Origin of the sequence: Prevotella melaninogenica (assembly GCF_003609775.1) — a bacterium.
Taxonomy (GTDB): Bacteria; Bacteroidota; Bacteroidia; order Bacteroidales; family Bacteroidaceae; genus Prevotella; species Prevotella melaninogenica_A.
Window position 1 is genome coordinate 1,250,856 of sequence record NZ_AP018049.1, and the last position, 23,552, is coordinate 1,274,407.

Annotated in this window: 16 protein-coding genes; 12 read left to right on the plus strand and 4 right to left on the minus strand. The window is 41.4% G+C overall.

What is annotated here, in order from left to right; genetic code table 11:
- The first annotated feature begins 26 nt into the window (after positions 1-26).
- A complete protein-coding gene (locus PMEL_RS05155) occupies positions 27-1,646 on the plus strand; it encodes a RagB/SusD family nutrient uptake outer membrane protein (protein WP_120174270.1) in 1,620 nt (539 codons plus the stop codon).
- Positions 1,647-2,289: 643 nt separating this feature from the next.
- On the opposite strand, the gene PMEL_RS05160 is transcribed toward PMEL_RS05155, so the two are convergent.
- On the minus strand, positions 2,290-3,693 hold the full coding sequence (locus PMEL_RS05160; RefSeq protein ID WP_120174271.1) for a C1 family peptidase: 1,404 nt from the start codon (positions 3,691-3,693) through the stop codon (positions 2,290-2,292).
- Between the two features lie 497 nt (positions 3,694-4,190).
- Here PMEL_RS05160 and PMEL_RS05165 point away from each other — a divergent pair, with 497 nt between their 5' ends.
- The 3 genes from PMEL_RS05165 (at position 4,191) to PMEL_RS05175 (ending at position 9,305) form a co-directional block, all read left to right on the plus strand.
- Entirely contained in the window at positions 4,191-6,788 is a 2,598-nt protein-coding gene (locus PMEL_RS05165; RefSeq protein ID WP_120174272.1) for a transglutaminase-like domain-containing protein, read from the plus strand.
- A gap of 160 nt (positions 6,789-6,948) precedes the next feature.
- Entirely contained in the window at positions 6,949-7,710 is a 762-nt protein-coding gene (locus PMEL_RS05170) for a copper homeostasis protein CutC (RefSeq protein WP_120174273.1), read from the plus strand.
- Positions 7,711-8,384: 674 nt separating this feature from the next.
- Complete coding sequence (locus PMEL_RS05175) at positions 8,385-9,305, plus strand: Abi family protein (protein WP_120174274.1); 921 nt, start codon at positions 8,385-8,387, stop codon at positions 9,303-9,305.
- Positions 9,306-9,396: 91 nt separating this feature from the next.
- On the opposite strand, the gene PMEL_RS05180 is transcribed toward PMEL_RS05175, so the two are convergent.
- The gene (locus tag PMEL_RS05180; protein WP_036865323.1) at positions 9,397-9,735 is read right to left on the minus strand and encodes a MerR family transcriptional regulator; all 339 of its coding nucleotides are present in this window, start codon (positions 9,733-9,735) and stop codon (positions 9,397-9,399) included.
- Positions 9,736-9,913: 178 nt separating this feature from the next.
- Between PMEL_RS05180 and alaS the strand changes: the two genes are divergently transcribed.
- A complete protein-coding gene (alaS, locus tag PMEL_RS05185) occupies positions 9,914-12,580 on the plus strand; it encodes an alanine--tRNA ligase (RefSeq protein WP_120174275.1) in 2,667 nt (888 codons plus the stop codon).
- A 229-nt stretch (positions 12,581-12,809) separates the two neighbouring features.
- On the opposite strand, the gene lpxB is transcribed toward alaS, so the two are convergent.
- Positions 12,810-14,009 carry a lipid-A-disaccharide synthase gene (lpxB, locus tag PMEL_RS05190; RefSeq protein WP_120174276.1) on the minus strand — a complete coding sequence of 400 codons (1,200 nt, stop codon included), beginning with the start codon at positions 14,007-14,009 and terminating at the stop codon, positions 12,810-12,812.
- Between the two features lie 12 nt (positions 14,010-14,021).
- Entirely contained in the window at positions 14,022-14,795 is a 774-nt protein-coding gene (surE, locus tag PMEL_RS05195; RefSeq protein ID WP_120174277.1) for a 5'/3'-nucleotidase SurE, read from the minus strand.
- A gap of 114 nt (positions 14,796-14,909) precedes the next feature.
- On the opposite strand from surE, the gene PMEL_RS05200 reads away from it, so the two are divergent.
- From PMEL_RS05200 to PMEL_RS05230, 7 genes are all read left to right on the plus strand, one after another.
- Entirely contained in the window at positions 14,910-15,677 is a 768-nt protein-coding gene (locus PMEL_RS05200; RefSeq protein WP_120174278.1) for a ParA family protein, read from the plus strand.
- A gap of 223 nt (positions 15,678-15,900) precedes the next feature.
- Positions 15,901-16,806, plus strand: coding sequence for a ParB/RepB/Spo0J family partition protein (locus PMEL_RS05205; RefSeq protein ID WP_036924615.1), 906 nt, complete (start codon positions 15,901-15,903; stop codon positions 16,804-16,806).
- Between the two features lie 171 nt (positions 16,807-16,977).
- Positions 16,978-17,757 (plus strand): DUF5683 domain-containing protein, encoded by a 780-nt coding sequence (locus PMEL_RS05210; protein WP_120174279.1) that lies wholly within the window; start codon positions 16,978-16,980, stop codon positions 17,755-17,757.
- 40 nt (positions 17,758-17,797) lie between these two features.
- On the plus strand, positions 17,798-18,934 hold the full coding sequence (locus tag PMEL_RS05215) for a lytic transglycosylase domain-containing protein (RefSeq protein WP_120174280.1): 1,137 nt from the start codon (positions 17,798-17,800) through the stop codon (positions 18,932-18,934).
- A gap of 42 nt (positions 18,935-18,976) precedes the next feature.
- Positions 18,977-21,271 carry a RelA/SpoT family protein gene (locus PMEL_RS05220; RefSeq protein WP_120174281.1) on the plus strand — a complete coding sequence of 765 codons (2,295 nt, stop codon included), beginning with the start codon at positions 18,977-18,979 and terminating at the stop codon, positions 21,269-21,271.
- A gap of 367 nt (positions 21,272-21,638) precedes the next feature.
- Positions 21,639-22,217: a hypothetical protein gene (locus tag PMEL_RS05225; protein ID WP_145985350.1), complete on the plus strand. Its 579-nt coding sequence runs from the start codon at positions 21,639-21,641 to the stop codon at positions 22,215-22,217.
- Positions 22,218-22,480: 263 nt separating this feature from the next.
- The gene (locus PMEL_RS05230; RefSeq protein WP_120174283.1) at positions 22,481-23,545 is read left to right on the plus strand and encodes a LysM peptidoglycan-binding domain-containing protein; all 1,065 of its coding nucleotides are present in this window, start codon (positions 22,481-22,483) and stop codon (positions 23,543-23,545) included.
- Positions 23,546-23,552: the final 7 nt, after the last annotated feature.

Below are 23,552 nucleotides of genomic sequence, written 5' to 3' on the forward strand. Positions count from 1 at the left end.
CAACACAACATAAACAACTATCAAGTATGAAATACTTACTTCGCACACTCTTTTTTCTAACTCTCCTCACATTGACAGGTTGTCTGGACGAGAATAGCAAAGACAGCCTCGATGAACAACATACCTACACGACAGATAGAGATGTATATATCAATACTGTAGCTACTTTGTATAACTACATAGGAAGTGATAAAGACAGTGAGGGATTACAAGGTACTTATCGTGGTGTATATGATTATAATACGTTCACAACCGATGAAGCAATCATACCTGTCCGTGGTGGAGACTGGTATGATGGAGGTTTTTGGGCTGATTTATATACTCATAACTGGGCAGTAGATAGCAAACCACTCTACGATACATGGAAATATCTCTATAAGGTAATTGTCTTCAGCAATGATGCACTTGTCACTATTGACAAATACAAGCAGTTGCTTACAGATGAGCAGTACAAGGCTTATAGGGCTGAGGTTAGGGCTATCCGTGCCTTATACTACTATTACCTTATGGATATGTTTGGAAATATACCATTAGTAACTACGGCTGACGAAAGTACTGAAAACGTAGAACAAGCAAGTCGCCCTGAGGTATATCGGTTTATTGTAAAAGAACTACAAGAAGTCACCCCACTGCTTCCTACAGGTCATAGTAACCTTCTTGGCAAGAACTATGGACGTGTAACACGTTCTGTAGCCAACTTCCTTCTTGCTAAGTTGATGCTGAATGGTGAGGTTTATTCTGATACTGATTGGACAGATAATCAACAACCTAATGGTAAGCAAACCTACTTTACCATCAATGGTCAGCAGATGAATATATGGCAAGCCTGCAAATATTACTGCGATAAGGTGACTGCTGATGGCTTTACCTTAGCAGCCGATTATCTCAGCAACTTCTCTGTTAACAACGAGAATTCACCAGAGAATATATTTACCATTCCTGTAGACAAACATCTCTACAGAAGCCAGTTCCAATATCTTTTCCGCTCTCGTCATTACGCACATGGTAGTGCGCTGGGAACAGGTGGAGAGAACGGAGCCTGCGCTACACTCTCTACTGTCAGAACCTTTGGCTATGGCACTACTAATGTTGATAAGCGATATGCCTATAACTTCGACTCTGACACGGTTCGTGTAGATGGAAATATCGTACGTTTAGAGAATGGTAAGCCGCTTGTTTATATGCCTCTTGCCGTAGAACTAAATCTCACTAACAGTCCCTATATTAAGACTGCTGGTGCGAGAATGGCTAAATATGAGGTAGACCGTACCAGCTATAACGATGGCAAGAATCCACAAAATGACATTGTTCTCTTCCGTTATGCTGATGTATTACTCATGAGAGCGGAAGCTGCAGTACGCAACGGAGAGAATGGTAATACTGAACTGAACCTCGTTCGCAGCCGTTGCGGAATGGGAAACAGAACCGCTACATTAGATAACATCCTTGCTGAACGCCTTATGGAACTAACGTGGGAAGGCTGGCGTCGCAACGACCTCATCCGTTTCAATCGTTTCCATCAATCATACGACCTTCGTACAGCACCCGAAACAGAAGCCGACCGTCATACTATCGTCTTCCCTATTCCATCACGTGCATTAGACCTCAACGAAAAGCTGAAGCAGAATAAAGGTTATAAACGCTAAATAAAACCTCCGTCAGCCCCATGCTTCTGTGTGAGGTTCAACACTGCAAGTTCAAGAAATATATTGACAAAATATTAGAGAAAAAGGTAGAGAAATGCCTTAAAAGCGAGTTATTTCCCCAAATTCGTAATTCACTTGTTATCAAGTAGTTGTAAAAAGGGCTTTTAAAAGGTGCTTAGCAAGGTTCCAAAAGGGCGTTAACAAGACCTCAAAAGGGCATCTTTTGCAAGCCAATTGGGCGTTAATTGCAAGCCATTTGGTGGTCTTTACAAAATCAATATATGAAAAATACGGACAAATATAGAGAAGTTTGGAGTGATAAGGTTTGCATTTTACGCTAAGAACCTTAAGAAATATCACACACAGCGAGACTCTAAGTTTGTAGCAAGAAACTTAGAGTTGTTCTGTGTGTCTTATTATATAATAGGTTTAAACTATCACTTCATAATTCGGAAGAATCCTAAAAGATAAAGAAAGCAGGGATAGACGAAGCCGCCTACCCCTGCTTTCTTCTCATATGGCTTACATAGCTAATATAGCATTCCAAGGTTCCTATAAAACCTAAAATCAATATTTACCTAAGGAATCCACTGCCACCAGCCTATCCTTTCCCCCCCTCCTTTGGAGGGGTTGGGGGAGGTCTTTACATATCCTCTTGGAACAATGGATCCTCAGGAACAACCATAATTGGTTTCTGCTGAGCAGCCTTCATAATATTCTCTGGTACGTACTTGTTATCAACAACCAGACGGAAGGTGTATTCATTGAACCAAGGATTACTCATAATCAAGTAACCATTCTGACCATAAGAGGCACTCCAAGAGTTCTCTACCTTCCATTTCTTTGGCTGACCGTTCTCATCTAAGTCTACTGCTGTAAGTGTCATCGCATGAGTTGAACCACTATCGAAGGTTGCAATACGCTCTGCCTTGTTCATTGGGAAGGTTGTTCCAAAAAGTGTTGCATAGTCATAGTTATCCAAGTCAAGATAACCACGCTTGCGATCGAGCTGCTTGCCCACATCATAACTGGTGTACATCTTCGTTGAGTCCTTCAGTGAAGCAATTGCCATCTTCGCAATATCCTCCATTGGAAGGTTCACATACTTCCAGTTATGACCATCGTAGGTGTGGCGATCATACTCAATCTCGTAAGTCTTATAGTAAGGACGACGAGGGTCGTTCATAGCCATAATAAAGGTACCATTGAGCGGACCACCCACTGTTTCCTTATAGAATTCCTGTGGAGTATAGGTCTTTGCCCTGCCAATCTGCTTACCATTCTTATCTTTGAAAGCAAAGGTAAAGGTCTTCACTGGCTCGCCCAAAGAAAGTGAGAGTATATGATAGATATTACCCAACATCTCTGTCTTGCGTGCCTTGATAGCTGCCTTTGACTTCTTTTCAGCTACCATCTTACGCAATTCCAGACCATACTCACGTAGTTTTGATGACACAATCCTTGCCATTCGAGAGGTGTTTTCAGCTGAATAGGTTTCTTGCATGGCTTCCATTGGTACAACACCATACTTCTCAACCAAGTCAGATACACCGCAGAACGTACCGCCATCACTGATAGGATTCTTAAAGAAGAACTGCACACGTGGGTCATCCAATGGCTTACCAGCATTGTCTATCACACCCTGCAACATCAAGTTTGCCTTCTCTAACTGGTCGTAGAAAGAGAGGTAAACATGAGAATACTCCACTCTCAACGTATCCTTATGGCGACGTGCAAAGTTAGCACGCAAAACGTTCAGTCCTGTAAAGAGCCAACAACGACCTGAACTTTTCTGATCTTGGATATTCTGTTTCGGTGTTTCCACGCTGAAATAGGTATCTACAGGTCCAGAATTACGGAAGTTGCGAGCAAGGTCATCAATAGAATTTGTGGCAATTGCATTCGATAAAGCACGGTCAGATGTAGTCAATCCAGCCTTTTGAATTTGCTGCAACATCTGCGCATCAATACCACCATCTTTCGTCTGAGCCTGAAGTGTAAGTACACAACTTAACAAACCACAGGCAATAAACATATTCTTTCTCATTGTTTTCTTAATAATATTAAGGTAAAGGGTTATTAAAAAACTTATTTTCTACAAAGATAATATTTATTTCTTATTGTTGTTGTAATAAAGTGTGAAAATCATCATTGATACTGATAAATTCTACCTAAAAGGGAAAGGTTAACAATTTCTTTTCATGAAGAAAAAGAATTATTTTCATGAACAAAAATATTTATCTTCATGAAAAAAAAGATTTATTTTCATGAAAATAAATCGGGAATAAGGGTAAATAGTGAGATTGAAGAGGATTAAGTAGTAGAATATAACCCTACTTTATCTCCTTCATTCGGCATTCTTTTGTTCGTAAGTTTTCCTTGAATAAAAACCTGTACATGAAAAGAAGGCTTCCTATCCTATTACTTTGACCAAGCTTTCGGGCATTTTCTATGTAAAACATTTGCGTATCTTGTTTTTTTTTTACGAATATTGCATACGCAAATTAGCGGCTGCTGAAAGTCGCATAAACTAAAAACAAATCTATGAAGAAAATCTTATTGAGCCTGTTTCTTGCTGCTGTCAGCCTATCAAGCTATGCACAGCACTTTATAACAGACCCTAATTTCAGACAAAAAGTAGAAAACGCATTCCAAGCCAAGATGAAGGTTATTGGCAAGAAGTTCTATAACACAAAGGGACTTCGGGTATCTCCTGAGGAGGAGGAAGCCTTACGTTTCTTGTATGCTTATATGCCAATTGCCGATGCTACGGACTATCCTACGGCATATCATCTTAAAAATATACGCACCGCCTTACAAACAAGAAAGTCTATGGCATGGGGAAAAGATGTCCCTGAATTGCTGTTTAGACATTTCGTTTTGCCTATGCGTGTAAACAACGAACCACTTGATAGCTCTCGTGCTATCTTCTATCATGAACTGAGTGAGCGCGTGAAAGGTCTTCCTATGAAGGAAGCTATCCTTGAGGTAAACCATTGGTGCCACGAACGTGTTACCTACGAGCCTTCTGATGCTCGTACTTCTTCACCGCTGCAGTCTATCCGCACTGGTCGTGGACGTTGTGGAGAGGAGAGTACTTTTACGGTAGCAGCCCTACGTTCTATCGGTATTCCAGCTCGTCAGGTATATACTCCTCGATGGGCACATACGGATGACAACCATGCTTGGGTAGAAGCTTGGGCAGATGGAAAATGGTATTTCTTAGGTGCTTGTGAACCAGAGCCTGTACTCAACCTTGCTTGGTTTAACGAGCCTGCATCACGTGCAATGCTGATGCACACACGTGCTTTCGGTGATTATGAGGGTCCAGAGGAGGTGATGCTACGTACCAATAACTTCACCGAGATTAACCTCATTGACAACTATGGCAGTACGTCAAAGATTGATTTTAAGATTATTGATAAGGATGGCAATCCTGCTGACAATGCTAAGGTAGACTTCAAGATTTATAATTATGCCGAGTTCTATACCGCTGTATCTAAGTACACTGGCGAGGATGGTACGACCTTCCTCTCTGCTGGTAAGGGCGATATGATTGTATGGGCATCTAAGGATGGACAGTTTGGCTATGCTAAAGCCACCTTTGGAAAGGATAAGTCAATAACCATCAAACTGGATTATAACGAGAATAATGTACCAAAGGAGACTGACCTCGACATCGTTCCACCTGCTCAGAACTCTACATTACCTGCCGTAACGAAGGAACAGCGTGATGAGAATACACGTCGTTTGACCTATGAGGATTCTATCCGTCATGCTTACATTGCTACCTTCCCAACAGCAGAATCAATGAAAGATTATCGTTACCCTGCAGCCACACCTTATATAATAAAGGCTCGTGGTAACTGGAAGACTATTCAGGCTTTTGTAGAGAAGTATGCTAATCAGCAAGAACGTGCCCTCCAGTTGCTCAGTACTTTGAGCGATAAGGACCTTCGTGATATGCCAATGGAAATATTGGAAGATAATATGAAGGCAAAGAGCAACCAACTCTCTCCACGTGTTGAGAGTGAAATGATTCTCACACCGTTCAAACAATTCTTTGAGAAAGCCTTTGCTAAGGAGGCTGCAAGCTTCCGTAAGAACCCAGCTTTGTTGGTTGAGTGGATTCGCAAGAACATCAAAATGAATCCTGATACTCGTGCAATGAGAATCCCACAGACACCAAGAAGTGTATGGGAGAGCCGTATTACCGATAGTCGTAGCCGTGATATCTTCTTCGTAGATGTTGCACGCAGCTTGGGTATTGAGGCTCGTATGGACCCTGTGGCATGGAAGATTCAGTATAAGCAGAACGGCAAATGGGTGGATGTAGACTTTGATGCAGCAGCACAGCAGACTGCTAAGACTGGTAAATTAGTACTGACATTCACTCCTGATGGTTTCCTTGATGACCCTAAGTATTATAGCCATTTCTCTATCAGTAAGATTGTTTATGGACAGACATGGCTGATGAACTTTGACGAAGGACAGGTTGACATGGGTGGTGGTGCTACATGGTCGAACACCTTTAAGAATGGTGCAACACTCGATGAGGGTACTTATATCCTCGTGACTGGTCAGCGTATGGCAGATGGTAGTGTACTTGCGCACAGTCGTTTCTTCCAGATTAAACCAGGCGAGACAACCACTCTCCCACTCGATGTTCGTCAGGAAAGTGAAGGTGTGAAGGTGATTGGTAGTTTCAATAGTGAGGACTTGTTTGACAAAGACGGTCAGAGCGTTTCTATCCTAAGTCAGACAGGACGCGGCTATTACGTTCTCGGCGTATTGGGTATCGGTCAGGAGCCAACGAACCACGCATTGCACGACATTGAAAAGATGAAGGATAAGCTCGATAAGTGGGGTCGTCCATTCGTCTTACTCTTCAAGAATGAGGCGGAAGCTAAGAAGTTCCAAGCACAGAAGGGTGAGTTCCCTAACTTGCCAGAAAAGACCATCTTCGGTATTGATAAGGATGGAACCATCCAGCAGGAAATTGCAAAAGAGATGAAACTCCACAATACTGAACAGCTGCCAATATTCATTATTGCTGATACCTTCAATCGTATTGTCTTCCTTTCTCAGGGATATACAATCGGATTGGGTGAGCAACTCGTTAAAACAAGTAGTAAACTTTAATTAAGAGGGGGAGAGGAGTTAAGGAGTGAAAGGGAGTTAAGACAATACTATCTGTTAGTGTGATGTATGACTGTTAATCGTCTAATAAATTACATCTATAAAAGTATTGTCTTAACTCCCTTTCACTCCTTAACTCCTTTAACTCCTCAAATAATCCAACATGAACCGAACTGATTTTGAGATAGAAATATGTGCTAATAGCGTTGAAAGCTGCATCGAAGCACAGAAAGGTGGAGCTAATCGTGTAGAACTCTGCATGGGTATTCCCGAAGGTGGCACCACTCCTTCGTATGGTGAAATAAAGATGGCGAGAGAAGTATTGACTGATACTCGCCTACACGTCATTATCCGCAACCGTGGGGGCGACTTCCTTTATACCGAACAAGAACTTCTGCGCATGGCAATGGACATTGACCTCTGCCGTGACTTAGGTGTAGATGGCGTTGTCTTTGGCTGCCTTACAGCTGAAGGAGACATTGACATGAAAGCCAATGAATATCTGATGTCTCACGCAAAAGGAATGAGTGTTACCTTCCATCGTGCTTTTGATCGCTGCCGAGAACCAGAGAAGGCTTTGGAACAGCTCATCTCTCTTGGTTTTGATAGAGTACTGACTTCAGGACAGCAACCCACAGCTGAGGAGGGTATTCCCCTGCTTATGCGATTGCACCAATTATCTAACAATCGAATAAAGATTATGGCTGGCTGTGGAGTAAACGAAAAGAACATTGCTCGCATACGCCAAGAAACAGCCGTACCTGCCTTCCACTTCTCTGCACGTGAGCCACAACCAAGTCGCATGACCTACTCCAATCCATCCGTTTATATGGGTGCTGAGGGTGCAGATGAGAACACAATCATGTTGACAACAGAAAGAAGAGTGAGGAATACCATCGACGTACTAATGGGAAAGATGGCATAAAGAAATACTTATATACCGAAATTAATTTCAGAAACATAGAAAGATTTATCTTCATTACTTTAACAAAGTAAACTACTGTGTCGTAATAATTTGTAGACAAGAAAGGGAAGATTTTAGAAGTAATAGAAGCTTGACGGAGTGAAACTTATTAGGGCAAGAGTTTGTCAAGAGTGTTCCGTACTTTGGTGTTTATGGTTAGCACGCCTTGTGCGCAGTGTAAGCACGAGGCATGCTAACCGTAAACACAATGTGTGATAAGAGTTGTAAGTCACATAAAAAGGGACTTGTAAAAGCAAGATAATAGGTAGAAAACGGATACTATTCAGCCTTGAAGTGAAAGACCGAGTGTGAAATAGTATATATACAATCTGAAAGTTGCTGTCACTCCTATCACAACAAACTACGCTGTAAGTAACTTATTATAAACTCTTTATCACAAATGTTAAAAATGACAGCAACTAAAAATAAAAAAGAATTAGTATTATTTTCTTAATTAAAAACTTGCAATATTAAGATAATTTATTTACCTTTGCAATGTAAGTTCTAACTGAATCTATAAACATACCTTGAAGTAGTGTGAAGTCTTAAAAATATCACGACAAAGTTCGTGACAAAGATAACAGAACTCACTTGCATCCCATTAGAACTGCAGGTGGGTCATTTTTTTATATATTATGAAGAACCAGAAACCACGAACGTTAGACGATCAACTTTCCATTTTAAAAAATCGTGGAATGCATTTCCATAATGAACAATTAGCTAAGGAGTATCTTAGTCGTATAAGTTATTTCCGTTTGAAATACTTTTGGATAGACATGTTAGATAAAGATTCTGGAAATTTCAAAGAGGACACATACTTCGAAGATGTTATTGATAGGTATGAATTAGACAAATCTTTTCGTCGAATAATGTTTGATGCGATAGAAACCTTGGAAGTGGGGATTCGTACCAGAATTATATCTACCTTTTCATTATCGACTGGCACTGGATTATGGTATCTTGATAATCGCTTGTTTGAAAATAAGCATTATCATAAAGAGTTTGTCCTAAAGTTAAAATATGAATTTGGAAGAAGTACAGACCCTTATGCACGTGATTTTATCCGTGAGAGTAAGATTTGGGATGAATTATCATTTGAAGGAGACAATCCAGATGCATGGATGATTATAGAGACAGCTTCTTTTGGTACGCTCTCAAAGATGTATAAGAATCTTAAGGCTCAATCTTCATTGCAATCAGCAATCGCTAAGGAATTTGGACTGAATTCATCTAAAGAACTTTCAAGTTGGCTGGAATCGATATCTGTGTTAAGAAATATGATAGCCCACCACTCACGTCTGTGGTATAAAGTGTTTGCTAAGAAACCTGTTAACATCAAGGGATATCATGAAAAGTGGCTTAATCAAGATATGACAGATAATCAGAGAAAACGTACCTTTGGAGTTGTTTCATGTGTGCTTTATCTCGTTAACAGCTTGGATCCTAAGAATAATATAAAAGAACAAATCATAAAAATATTCTCTCTTCACCCCAAAGTTCCCATATACATGCTTGGTTTTACTGATGGCTGGAGAGAGAATCCCATCTGGAAGTAAAGATTCTGTTTTGATGTGGGAAGACAAGATAGTTCGTTTATATGCTTTCTTTATTATTAAAAAACATACAAATGGGTAAATATAAAATATCCTATACCAATCCGTCTAATTGTTTTTTGAGTTCTTTCAGTTGGTCGCGCACAGAGAAGAGGGTTTCCATTACCTTTTGGCTCTTGTCAGCACCACTACGATTCTCCTGCAACATCTTGCGAGCAGCAGCAATCTTAAAGCCACGCACCTTGACAAGATTGTAAATAACCTTAATCTGCTCAATGTCCTTCTCCGTATATTGACGTACACGATTACCCGTCGTCTTAGGACGAAGGTGTGGAAACTCGGTTTCCCAGTATCTCAACAGACTCTCCGTAACGTTAATCTGCTGTGCCACTTCCTTAATAGAATAATACAGTTTGTGCGGATTCTCTGCCATGTCTTAGTAACTTTTATATCAATTATTTACACAATCTTAGGTCTGAATGGGAAAACTATGTCCACCTCTAAAAGAAGTTTTTACGTATTCAGCAGCCTAATTGTTTGCAAAAATACTCAAAAGTCAGTATCTTTGCAACACTTTTAGGTAGAAAAATTGAATTAAAAATAAAATAAAGATGATGACAGCAAACGAAATCCGCGACTCTTACTTGAAATTCTTTGAGTCGAAGGGACACGTTATCGTACCGTCTGCCCCTATGGTTATCAAGGACGACCCTACGCTGATGTTCACTAATGCTGGTATGAACCAGTGGAAAGATATTATCCTTGGAACAAAGGATCCAGAACCTCGTCGCCGTGCAGACTCGCAGAAATGTCTGCGCGTTAGTGGTAAGCATAATGACTTGGAAGAGGTAGGTCGTGATGCAGCTCTCAGCCACCACACCATGTTTGAGATGTTGGGTAACTGGAGCTTTGGTGACTATTTCAAGGAAAAGGCAATTGATTACGCTTACGAATATCTTGTAAACATTCTCCACCTCGACCCGAAAGACCTTTACGTATCAGTCTTTGAGGGTGACGAGGCTGAAGGAATCTCACGCGATGATGAGGCAGCAAGCTACTGGGAGAAGCATTTCCCTAAGAATCATATCGTCAACGGAAACAAGCACGATAACTTCTGGGAGATGGGTGACACAGGTCCTTGTGGTCCTTGTTCAGAGATTCATATCGACTTCCGTTCAGAAGAAGAGAAAGCTCAGGTACCTGGTGAGGAACTTGTAAACAAGGATCATCCACAGGTTATTGAGATTTGGAACATTGTGTTCATGCAGTTCAATCGTAAGTCAGACGGTAGTCTTGACCCATTGAAGATGCAGGTTATCGATACCGGTATGGGCTTTGAGCGTCTCGTTCGTCTCATGCAGGGCAAGACCTCAAACTATGATACAGACATCTTTGCACCAGTTATTGCAGAGATTGAGAAGATTTCAGGCAAGAAGTATAACCACACCTTCCCAGAGGGTGCTAATGGTGAGGGCGTCAATGAAGAGCAAAAGGTAGACATCGCTATGCGTGTTGTAGCCGACCACCTTCGTGCTGTTGCTTTCTCAATTGCTGACGGTCAGTTGCCAAGCAATGCTAAGGCTGGTTACGTTATCCGTCGAATCCTTCGTCGTGCCGTACGTTATGCTTATACCTTCCTCGGTCAGAAGGAAGCTTTCATGTACAAATTACTCAATGTATTGGTACGTGAGATGGGTGCTGCTTACCCAGAGCTTACTGCACAGCGTGAGCTGATTGGCCGTGTGATGAAGGAAGAGGAAGACTCATTCCTTCGTACATTAGAAAAGGGTATCATGCTCCTTAATGGTGCAATGGACGAATTGAAGGCACATGGTCAGACTCAACTTGATGGTAAGGAGGCTTTCCGCCTCTTCGACACCTACGGTTTCCCACTCGACCTCACCGAACTTATCTGCGCAGAGAACGGCTATACCGTTGACGAAAAGCAGTTCAATGAGGAGATGGCACAGCAGAAGGCACGTGCCCGCAATGCTGCTGCTGTTGAGAATGGTGACTGGGAAATACTGCGTGAAGGCGAACAGGAGTTTGTTGGTTATGACTATACAGAATACGAATGCCACATCCTTCGCTACCGAAAGGTGACCCAGAAGAAGAACAGCTTCTATGAGCTTGTACTCGACCACACTCCTTTCTATGGTGAGATGGGTGGTCAGGTAGGTGACCAAGGTGTACTCGTTAGTGAGGACGAGACAATCAATGTAATCGATACCAAGCGTGAGAACAACCAGAGCGTACACATCGTTAAGGAACTTCCAAAGAACCTTGAGGCTGATTTCATGGCTTGTGTTGACACAGAGAAGCGTGATGCTTCAGCTGCCAACCATACTGCAACCCACCTCCTCGACTATGCTTTGAAGCAGGTTCTCGGTGAGCATGCAGAGCAGAAGGGTTCGTATGTAAGTCCTGACACCCTTCGTTTCGACGTTTCTCACTTCCAGAAGATTACCGATGAGGAACTTCGTCAGGTTGAGAAGCTTGTCAATGAGATGATTCGCAAGGATTATCCAATGGACGAGCATCGTGATACGCCAATGGAGGAGGCAAAGAAGATGGGTGCAGTAGCCCTCTTCGGTGAGAAGTATGGCGATAAGGTTCGTGTGGTACGTTTCGGTCCAAGTTGCGAGTTCTGTGGTGGTATTCATGCCACCTCAACGGGTCGCATCGGTTTCTTCAAGATTGTTGGCGAGAGCAGTGTTGCTGCTGGTGTACGTCGCATCGAGGCTATGACAGGTGAAACTTGTGAGAACGCTATCTACGCTCTTGAAGATACTTTGCGTGATTTGAGAACAATGTTCAACAATGCTAAGAACCTCAAGGCTATCCTCGCTAAGTTTGTTGAGGAGAACGACCACATGAAGAAGGAACTTGAGAGTTTCCGTGCTCAAGTTGTTAGCCGTGCTGCAAAGAATATGGTAGAACGTGCTGAGACCGTGAATGGCGTACATGTTGTAACTTCTGTTTTGCCAATCGACCCAGCTTCTGCCAAGGATATCGTCTTCAAGGTGCGTGAAGCGTTACCAGAGAAACTCGTTTGTGTACTCGGTTCTGTACATGACAATCGTCCTCTCTTATCAATCATGCTTAGTGATGACATGGTAAAAGATTATAGCTTGAACGCTGGTCAGATTATCCGTGAGGCTGCTAAACTCATCCAGGGTGGCGGTGGCGGTCAGCCACACTATGCTCAGGCAGGTGGTAAGAATGCAGAAGGCATCAGATCAGCTGTGGATAAAGTAATTGAATTAATTAGCTTATAAAGCTATTAAATACAAAAAATAAGGAGAGCCAAGAGCTCTCCTTATTTTTTTACTTATCTATTCATCGCAAATTATTTTCATGAAAAGAAATAATTATTTACGCGACAATAAATATTTTTATTCATGAAAAGAAATCTTTTTGTTCGTGAAAATAATTCGAAATCAATAGACTTATTTGACTAAAACAAATGTACCACTTTACTAATACACATGGTTTCAAGCAGTCTACTTATTCATAAGTTTGCTCACTAACAAACTCATTTTCAGATTCACTTGACAGCTCATAAACCTGCCTACCCGATAGTTTTTCGACCATAATCCTCGCCGCATTATCAGGTGCCACCTTATCACCCAAACGCTCACGAACAAGTTGGTAATCAGCTAACATACGTTCACGCAAAGGCTGACCAGGAAGGATGCGATACAACTCATTAGCAATGTTGCGAATAGAGAAGCGATCAGCAAGAAGTTCTTGCACAATCTCCTTATCAGCAATAAGATTGACAAGAGAGATAAAACGCACCTTGATAATATGCTTAAAAGCAAAACGAATCAACTTTGGAACAGGTGTTTCGTAGCAGACAACCTGCGGAACATTCATCAAGGCTGTCTCGAGCGTAGCAGTACCGCTGGTAACGAGTGCTACGGTAGCATGACTGAGAAGCTCGTAAGTCTGCGTCTTTACCATCTTTGCTTCACTATCACCTAAATACTTCTTATAGTAGCTTTCAGTGATAGAAGGTGCTGCGGCAACCACCATCTGATAATCCTCAAAATGGCGAGCAGCCTCAAGCATAGAAGGAAGATTGTCCTTTATCTCCTGCTTACGACTACCAGCAAGAAGAGCAATGATAGGCTTAGAAGACAATCCGTTACACTGACAAAACTCGTCTTTTGACTCTGAATAGACATGACGGAAATTATCAACCTCCTCGGCAGTAGGATTACCAACGTAATGTATTTTATAATTATGTTTCTTCTCATAGAAAGGAACTTCAAACGGAAGGATTGAGAACATCTCCCTTACATCACGCTTGATAGCTTTGATACGCCATTCCTTCCATGCCCATATCTTTGGGGAGATATAGTAATAGACAGGAATATTGGTATTCTTTTTTACAAACTTGGCGATATTAAGATTGAATCCTGGATAGTCAACAAGGATAACCGCATCGGGCTTCCAACGCACAATATCCTCCTTACACATCTTCATATTCTTAAAGATGGTAGGTAGATGCAGCAATACAGGGACGAAACCCATATAGGCAAGTTCACGATAATGCTTCACACGTGTACCGCCCACTTTCGTCATCAAGTCACCACCAAAGAAGCGGAACTCAGCCTCTGCATCATACTGCATCAACGACTGCATAAGGCGTGAGGCATGTAAGTCGCCAGATGCTTCACCAACTATCAGGTAATACTTCATAACATTAAAGGATTAAAGAGATTCCCACGTTTTCATCTTATCAAGCACTTCATAATCAGTCACGTCAATTTTCGAAGGCGTAACTGTTACATATCCATGCTCTAATGCCCACTGATCATTATCGGTTGCATCTGGCTCATCGTTACGATAATGACCTGTCATCCAATAATAATCAAAGCCACGAGGATGCTTGCAAGCCTCAACCTCTCTCGTCCAACTACCCCAACCCATACGGCACACCTTCAGTCCTGCAAACTTCTCAACCTTTGGGAAGTTTACATTCAGACAAATACCTTTTGGCAATCCCTCAGCAAGAACTTTCTTGACAATAAGTCTTACGTAATCACGTTGGTAAGAAAGATCTGCATTAGGATCGTAATCACAACTTGAAAAGGCGATAGAAGGGATATATTTCATACAACCTTCATACGCAATACCCATCGTTCCACTGTAATGATTATTCACAGAAGAATTATCTCCATGATTGATACCACCCAAGATAAGATCAGGCTTTCGGTCAACAAGAATCTGGTCTAACGCTAACTTCACACAATCAACAGGCGTACCAGTACATGACCACACCTCACAATCAGGAATATTGTGACGCTTCTTTAACAACAGATAATCAACCACAGAGAAAGCACATGAGAAACCCGAACGTCCTGCTTCAGGAGCACAGACAACAACATCTGCAAAATCTGTAAGGAATGAAACGAGCGTACGAATACCATTAGAGTGGTATCCGTCATCATTGGATATAAGTATGAGTGGTTTCTTAGAATTCATAAATTTCACTTTGATTTCAGTGCAAAAGTACGAAAAAAGGTTTATAAAGCCCTCCTATCTCATATAAAATATGTATCTTTGTAGCCTAATAAATGTATAGGATTAAATAGAAAAATGGGAAAGATTATCGCACTTGCCAACCAAAAAGGCGGCGTCGGAAAGACGACTACCACCATCAACTTGGCGGCTTCTTTAGCTACGCTTGAGAAGTCTGTATTGGTGATTGATGCCGATCCGCAGGCGAATGCCTCCAGCGGTTTAGGCGTAGATATCAAGGAGGTGGATTGTTCGCTTTACGAATGTATCATTGACCATGCCGACATAAAAGATGCTATCTACACAACTGACATAGAAGGATTGGACATTGTTCCGAGCCATATCGACCTTGTTGGAGCTGAAATTGAGATGTTAAAGCTTAATGGTCGTGAGAAGGTTATGAGCAGCCTGCTTGCTCCAATCCGCGACGAATACGATTACATTCTGATTGACTGTAGTCCGTCACTTGGTTTGATTACTGTCAACGCCTTAACAGCAGCTGACTCTGTTATCATTCCTGTGCAGTGTGAATACTTCGCATTGGAGGGTATCAGTAAGCTGTTGAATACCATTAAGATTATCAAGAGTAAGCTGAATCCAAAGTTGGAGATAGAGGGCTTCCTGCTGACGATGTACGACAGTCGTCTACGTCTTGCCCGTCAGATTTACGATGAGGTGAAGCGCCACTTCCAAGAGTTAGTATTCAAGGCTGTTATCCAGCGTAACGTGAAACTCTCTGAGAGTCCGAGTCATGGTTTACCAGTTATCCTCTATGATGCTGACTCTACAGGTGCAAAGAATCATCTTAGCCTTGCAAAGGAAATCATTGAAAAGAATAAGAAATAAAAAAGGGAAAGATACGGAGTGTAAAGGTGTACTTTGAGGCTTACAGACGTACTGTTTTCTGGTTGTAAAACTAATGTTTCTATCACAGATATATTAGCTGTTAGAAATAAAGAAACTAAGAACTGGAAACTAAGAACTGGAAACTAAGAACATCGTAGCATCGAGCATAACAACCACTAACTCCACCTAACTCCTTAACTCCATTAACTCCCAAACAAAGACTATGGCTGTACAAAAGAAATATAATCGAAACGCAAAGACCAATGCCCTCGGCCGTGGTCTGGATGCCTTAATATCTACTGAAGCTGTCAGTACACAAGGAAGTTCTACCATCAACGAGGTTGCCTTAGACCAGATTGAAGCCAATCCTAACCAACCTCGTCGTGAGTTCGACCCTGTTGCGTTGGAAGAGTTGGCGAATAGTATCCGTGAATTAGGACTCGTTCAACCAATAACCTTACGTCAGGTAGACGAGAACCGTTTCCAGATTATTGCTGGTGAACGCCGTTGGCGTGCCAGTCAGTTGGCAGGCTTGAAAGCTGTTCCAGCCTATATCCGTACGATTAAGGACGAGAATGTAATGGAGTTGGCGCTGGTTGAGAACATCCAGCGTGAGGACTTGAATGCGATTGAGATTGCTTTGGCTTACGAACATCTGCTTGAAAAGAGCGGAATGACACAGGAGCGTGTAGCAGAGCGTGTGGGTAAGAGCCGTGCTGCTATTGCTAACTACCTTCGTTTGTTGAAGCTTCCTGCATTGGTACAGATGGGTCTGCAAAAGAAAGAAATAGACATGGGACATGCCCGTGCATTGCTTTCTTTGGATAGTCCTTCACTGCAATTGAAACTCTATCGTGAGATTTTAAAGAACGGATATAGTGTTCGCAAGGTTGAAGAACTGTGTCAGCAACTCAATAACGGAGAAGATATACAGAGCGCAAAGAAGAAAATCTCTGCACGCACCCGACTCCCAGAGGAGTTCAATATCCTCAAGCAGCGACTCTCATCATTCTTCGATACGAAGGTACAGATGAGTTGTAACGCTGATGGAAAGGGGAAGATTAGTATTCCGTTTGCATCAGAAGAGGAATTACTTCACATCATGGAAGTGATGGATAAGATGAAGTAATACTTCCCATACGGAAAGATTAAGGTATTAGTAAGTATAAGATAAGCAAGTATTCTGGTTTAGAATAACTATTCACAAGCATTAGAAAGCCTCAACAAGTGGCTGACTACAAGGCAAAGAAGAAGTAGCGAAAGTTTCAAACCAGTAACTTAAGCAAGACAAAGGGTAGTGATGAAGATGAAGAATAGAATCCTCAAAGGACTGTTGATAGCCGGAATACTCACCAGTGTTACGGTCATGCAGGCACAAGATCTGCCCCATGACACGTTAAAGGTGATATATCCAGGCGACTCCGCAGTCGTTGAGATACCTAATTCGCAGGATAAATATATAGAAGAGAAGGCTATCCTCACACCAGATGATGAGGGTAAACTCACTTCTGTTCTGCGAAAGGATAGTGTCGGCATGGTAAAGAAACAGGGACGCGACTGGTCTAAGTGGCGCCCTAATCCTAAGCGTGCTTTGTGGCTTGCACTCGTCATTCCTGGTGCTGGACAGGTCTACAACCGTAAGTACTGGAAACTACCAATCTTTTACGGAGGCTTTGTTGGCTGCGTTTATGCCATGACATGGAACAACCAAATGTACCATGATTATGCGCAGGCTTATATGGACATTATGGATAATGACCCAACAACGCAGAGTTATAATAACTTCCTACACCTCGGAGCTACGATTACCCCTGCCAATGAAGAACGTTATAAGAACATCTTCAAACAGCGCAAGGACCGCTATCGTAGATGGCGTGACCTGAGTATTTTTACTACTATTGCTGTTTATGCCTTGTCAGTTATTGATGCTTACGTAGACGCTTCCTTATCCGACTTTGACATATCAGATGACCTCTCACTGCATATTGCACCGACGGTCATATCAAATAAGAGTATCGCTACACCTAACAATCCTTTCCGTTCATCGGCAATAGGTATTGGATGTAGTCTGACATTCTAAGCAGCAGCGCACTGTATTTGCGTTAACTAACTAAGAAATAATGAGTAGAAAGAGATATATTGTTTCCTTCCTTGTTACAATGGGAGCAACCTGCGGATTGTATGCACAACAGCAAACAGTTGTTGACAGCCGTGGTAAAGCTGTGAGTGTGATGATTCCTGATGCATCAGAAACGATGGCAGGATATGTTGACGTAGACTATATAGATGATAAGTTCTATAATAGTGGTATAGAAACAGGGTTTAAGAATACACCCTCTACGAATGCAACAGAGCCAGAAAACGGCATGGAAGTTATAGATCGTAAGATGCGTAATCTATCGAATGTGATGACAATGACCTGTAATGAGGAAGTTAAGAAATATATCGATCGCTACACAAAGGCTGGACGCCAATCAACTTCTTACCTCTTAGGACGTGCACGTTATTACAACCCTATCTTTGAAGAAGCACTGCGTTTCTATGGTTTACCATTAGAGTTGAAGTATCTTCCTGTGATAGAATCAGGCTTAAATCCCAATGCTACCTCACGTGTGGGAGCAGCAGGACTATGGCAATTCATGGCAACAACCGGTAAACAATATGACCTTCAGATTGACAGTTATATTGATGAACGCCGCGACCCAGAGAAGTCTTCCTACGCTGCAGCACGTATGCTGAGCGACCTTTACAAACGATTTGGCGATTGGACATTGGCACTTGCTGCCTATAACTGTGGACCGGGACGTGTTAGCAGTGCTATCACAAAGGCTGGTGGTGGTGCTGACTTCTGGGCTGTCTATCAGCATTTACCAAAGGAGACACGTGGTTATGTTCCTGCTTTCATTGCTGCTAATTATGTAATGAACTACTATGCAGATTACGACATCACACCTTTATCAACAGGTCTACCCAACCGCTGTGATACGATCATTGTAGAGAAAGACGTTACACTTGCTAAGATTGCCAATGTATTAGGTATGAATGTGGACGATTTGAAAGTACTTAACCCACAGTATCGACAAGGCTTAATCAAGGCTTATGCAACAAATGGCGTAGCTAAGTTACGCCTACCTTCTGAGATGATTGAGAAGTTCAAAGACTTCAAAGATCAGATTTACCAAAACGAAACACCAAGCGAAGAGCCTAACATGACTATCGCGGCTACTAATACAAGCCAAGAAGCCATATTATACTAACAAGATTCTTTTACCTTATTATATATAACGGGAGGATGCACAATGGACAAGGACAATATTGAAGTTAAGGAGATTGACTATGAGAAGATGGTAGATGATGCCTTTCAGCATCTCATTGATACCTATCTTGCTTCACGTCATCGAAAGAAGGTTGATATCATTACCAAGGCTTTCAACTTCGCTCGACAAGCGCATAAGGGTGTGCGCCGACTCTCGGGCGAACCTTATATCATGCACCCTATTGCCGTTGCCCAAATTGCTTGTGAAGAGATGGGACTCGGAGCAACAAGTATCTGTGCAGCCCTCTTACATGATGTCGTAGAAGATACCGACTATACAGTGGAAGATATGGAAAATATCTTCGGTCCTAAGATTGCACAAATCGTTGACGGATTAACCAAGATTTCTGGTGGTATCTTTGGCGAACAGGCTTCTGCTCAAGCAGAGAACTTCAAGAAGCTTCTGCTCACGATGAGCGACGACATACGCGTTATCCTTATCAAGATATGCGACCGTCTGCACAACATGCGCACCCTTGAATCCCAACCAGCAAGCAAACAGTATAAGATTGCAGGTGAAACCCTCTACATCTATGCACCACTTGCAAACCGATTGGGACTAAATAAGATTAAGACTGAACTGGAAGACCTAAGCTTCCGCTACGAACATCCTGAAGCATACGCCTCTATTGAGAAGAAACTTGCTTCAACACAGGCGCAGCGTGATACCCTCTTTGAACAGTTCACAGCACCTATCCGTGCCGAACTTGACAAGATGGGCTTTGAATATGAACTTAAAGCACGTGTAAAGAGTCCTTATTCTATTTGGAATAAGATGCAGAACAAACACGTCACTTTTGAAGAAATATACGATATCCTTGCCGTACGTATCATCTATAAACCAAAGTCACCTGATGAGGAAATCAACAACTGTTTCCAAATTTATGTGGCTATCAGTCAGATTTATAAGAGTCATCCTGACCGTCTGCGCGACTGGGTGAACCATCCTAAGGCTAATGGTTATCAGGCTTTGCACGTAACATTGATGTCTTCCAAAGGTCGTTGGATTGAGGTTCAGATACGTTCTGAACACATGAACGAATTAGCTGAACAGGGCTTTGCTGCACATTGGAAATACAAAGATGGCGGTGAGATCACTGAGGATGAGGGCGAATTGAATGAGTGGCTCAGTACGATAAAGGAAATCCTCGATGACCCACAGCCAGATGCTATGGACTTCCTCGATGCTATCAAACTTAACCTCTTTGCATCTGAAATCTTTGTCTTTACACCGAAGGGTGAGATTAAGACAATGCCTGCAGGTTGTACGGCACTCGACTTTGCTTTCCAAATCCACACCTTCCTCGGTAGTCACTGTATCGGTGCAAAGGTCAACCATAAACTTGTCCCATTGAGCCATAAACTTCAAAGTGGTGACCAAGTAGAAATCCTGACTTCGATGTCGCAACACGTCAATCCCTCATGGATTAACTTTGTGTCTACAGCGAAGGCAAAAGCAAAAATACAAGCTATCTTGCGACGTGAGAGCCGTGAGTTACAGAAGGCAGGCGAAGAGCAGCTATCGAAGTGGCTAAAGGCACACGACCTTGAGATGACAACTGCCACCTTAGACAAGCTTTGCGAACTACACGACCTCCATAAGCATGACAGTCTTTTCCTTGCCGTTGGAAACAAGACCGTTATCCTTGGCGATACTGACTTGAATGAACTTCGTGGAAAGTCAAAGTCTGAGAAGACAGTTACCTCAGGTGGTTGGCGCCGTTATGTTCCTTTCTTAAAGTCAAATGGCAAGAAGACTACTGAGTCTGTAGAGGCTAAGGACATAGAATGTACAGAAGGCTTAATCGTTGTAACCAAAGAGCTCAACAGAAAGAAGCCTATCTTCATCAATGAAGAAAACATACATCGCTATCTCTTCCCACATTGCTGCCATGCTATCCCAGGTGATGATATCCTCGGATATATTGACAACAAAAATCATATCGAGATTCATAAACGTGCTTGCCCAGTAGCCACAAAGCTAAAAGCAAGCTACGGTGGTAGAATCTTAGATGCTAAGTGGGACATGCACCGTCGTTTGTTCTTCGATGCAACGATTGAGATTCGTGGTATTGACCGTAGTGGTATGCTGCACGACATCTCTGATGTCCTCTCCGACCAATTGGGTGTTAATATCCGTAAGGTTACGATCTCCAGCGATAATGGCATCTTTGAGGGAACGATCGAGATGCAAGTCCACGACCGCAAGGATGTACAGTTTATCGTTGAAAATATGAAGAATATTAAGGATGTACAAGAGGTCTTAGAGATTCTTTAGTCCTCTAAAGAACTATCTAACCTCAAGATTGATATTCCTTCCAACACACGGACTAATAAAGCCCCTAACAAGAGTGGGGGCTATTACACAGCTTGCAAAAAAAGTTTTGTTTTAATTTGCTGTCACTTTTAACATTTCACATAACCCTACTGTAAACTAATCAGTTATGTTATAATCTTGAATGACAGCAATGACAGCAAAATTAATTTTAAGTGAATTACTTTATAATTGGCATACAAAGGTGGAGCGTGTGATGAGTTCCTAATTATTACGGATATACTAAAAGGGTTAGGGAGAATCTCAGGAGCTACGCAATAGGTTATATCACTCGAGAAATGGTAATCCATAAATGTAATGTAAAGACAAAATGAATATTGGAAAGAAACTTTTACCATTAAGAAGTTATTTCATTTCACATCAAGTCTTAACAAGCTGTATTGCAATTATCTTTATACTATGCGGTCTATGTGTGTTATCATCGGCATTTTATAATGCCAATGACATATATAAACACCTCAATCTCAAAACAGGTGTTGTATCTTATTGGGAGCGTACAGGGGGAAAATACAATACTGCGACCATGAATATAAAAGATGATAGTAACACTTATACGACAGAGAGGTTTGGTGGTTGGTTATGCTTGCAACATAGTGGTAAGCAGGGAGAAAAAGTGATATTCTATACCAACGATAAGATAAAAAGAAATAACAAAAACCAAATACGCTATTTTGGACTGAGTACAATAGACTCTCCTCGCCACACCTTTTGGCTATTTATGGATATTCTAAGCTATATATTTGAATCAAATATTTTTTTATTCATCCCTGGCATAGTTGGATGCCTCTATTTTAATATGACAACCGTAAAAAACAAGTTTATCAGAACAGCTTCTTGGACACTCCCATTTCTGACATTATTTCTCATAGGCTTGGCTACAACATCTTAATTTGACCAAAGAACAAGCCTCAAAATGACAATAAATCAAAATAAAACAGAATAGCCTAATGCTACACTACTTAAAAACACATAACAATTCTTTGATAAAATAAATTATATCCTCAAAATGTTTGTTTTTAGGAATTTATATTTATCTTTGCTAAATATGAGGTAGAGGTCCTTAGGGACCTTTTACAATACAAATAAACGAAATCATAAACAAAATAATATTAGAAATCTGTCCACCTTTTCATAAGAATTAAAACAAAAAATATGATAAAAGAAGAAAACAGAATCTATACAGTTAAACAGGGGGATACGTTGCAAAGTATTGCAGACCAGCTACAAATTAATGTGGACGACATTATTGAGTTTCATAACAGGCACTCTAATACTTTTATAACAGAATCTCGTCCAAATCTATTTGGAGTTGACATAATAATTCTGCCAGCTGACTTGTCCGAGTTTAGACGGAGACATAATCCTAACAGGCTTAATCTTCTTTATGGAGACATTACTCTTGCCTGCGAAGATATAGTTATTGATGAGGCAACAGAACTGCAAATGAGAGGACAGAATTTAATTCAGGCACAAACCATACAGCGTTTTTCCGTAAAACAAGAAGAAAAAGATGGTCATGCTATCAGTATCATTGATTGCAAGGAAATTATCAAGCGACAGATATCTCCAGAGTACAAGCCATTGGCAGATACCATTTCTTTCCTTGGACAACCACTTTATCATCTTGTCTTAGGGATTAACCCTAATGGAGAGATTGCAAAAATTGTCAATCAAGAAGAGATTTACGAACGGTGGAATAAACTCAAACAGACAAAGGAAGCACAGATATTGCTTGCTGACGACGTTACTGGGGAAAAAATAAGTCAGGCTATGGATACTGATTATAGCCAAACATTGAAAGTGATTAAAGAAACGTTGCGATACAGATTACTCTGCCCTGACTTTTGGGGAGATCAGACTTTGGGTGAGGTGCGGCATCGTGAAACAGACCTCACTTTAAGCTCCAACTTTTTCTCTTCACATAAGATTAGATTTTTATTGAAAGAGACTTTCGCTCGTGCAGATGAAACAAAAGGAATTATTGTTACTCAAGAATATAGTTCCATGAAAGAGATACAGAAAGAACTTTCAGGGGTTTACAACAGCAGCCTAAATGATTATCTACAAACTCCGATGAACTATGGAATGAAAATCAAATGTACATTCCACCTCTCAGGAGTCCCCTTATGTATACAAGAATGTCATTGTCACCTACAAGAGAAACTTAATGATATGGCAGTCTTTACGAATGAAATTCATATCAAGTATAATCATTAATTGAATA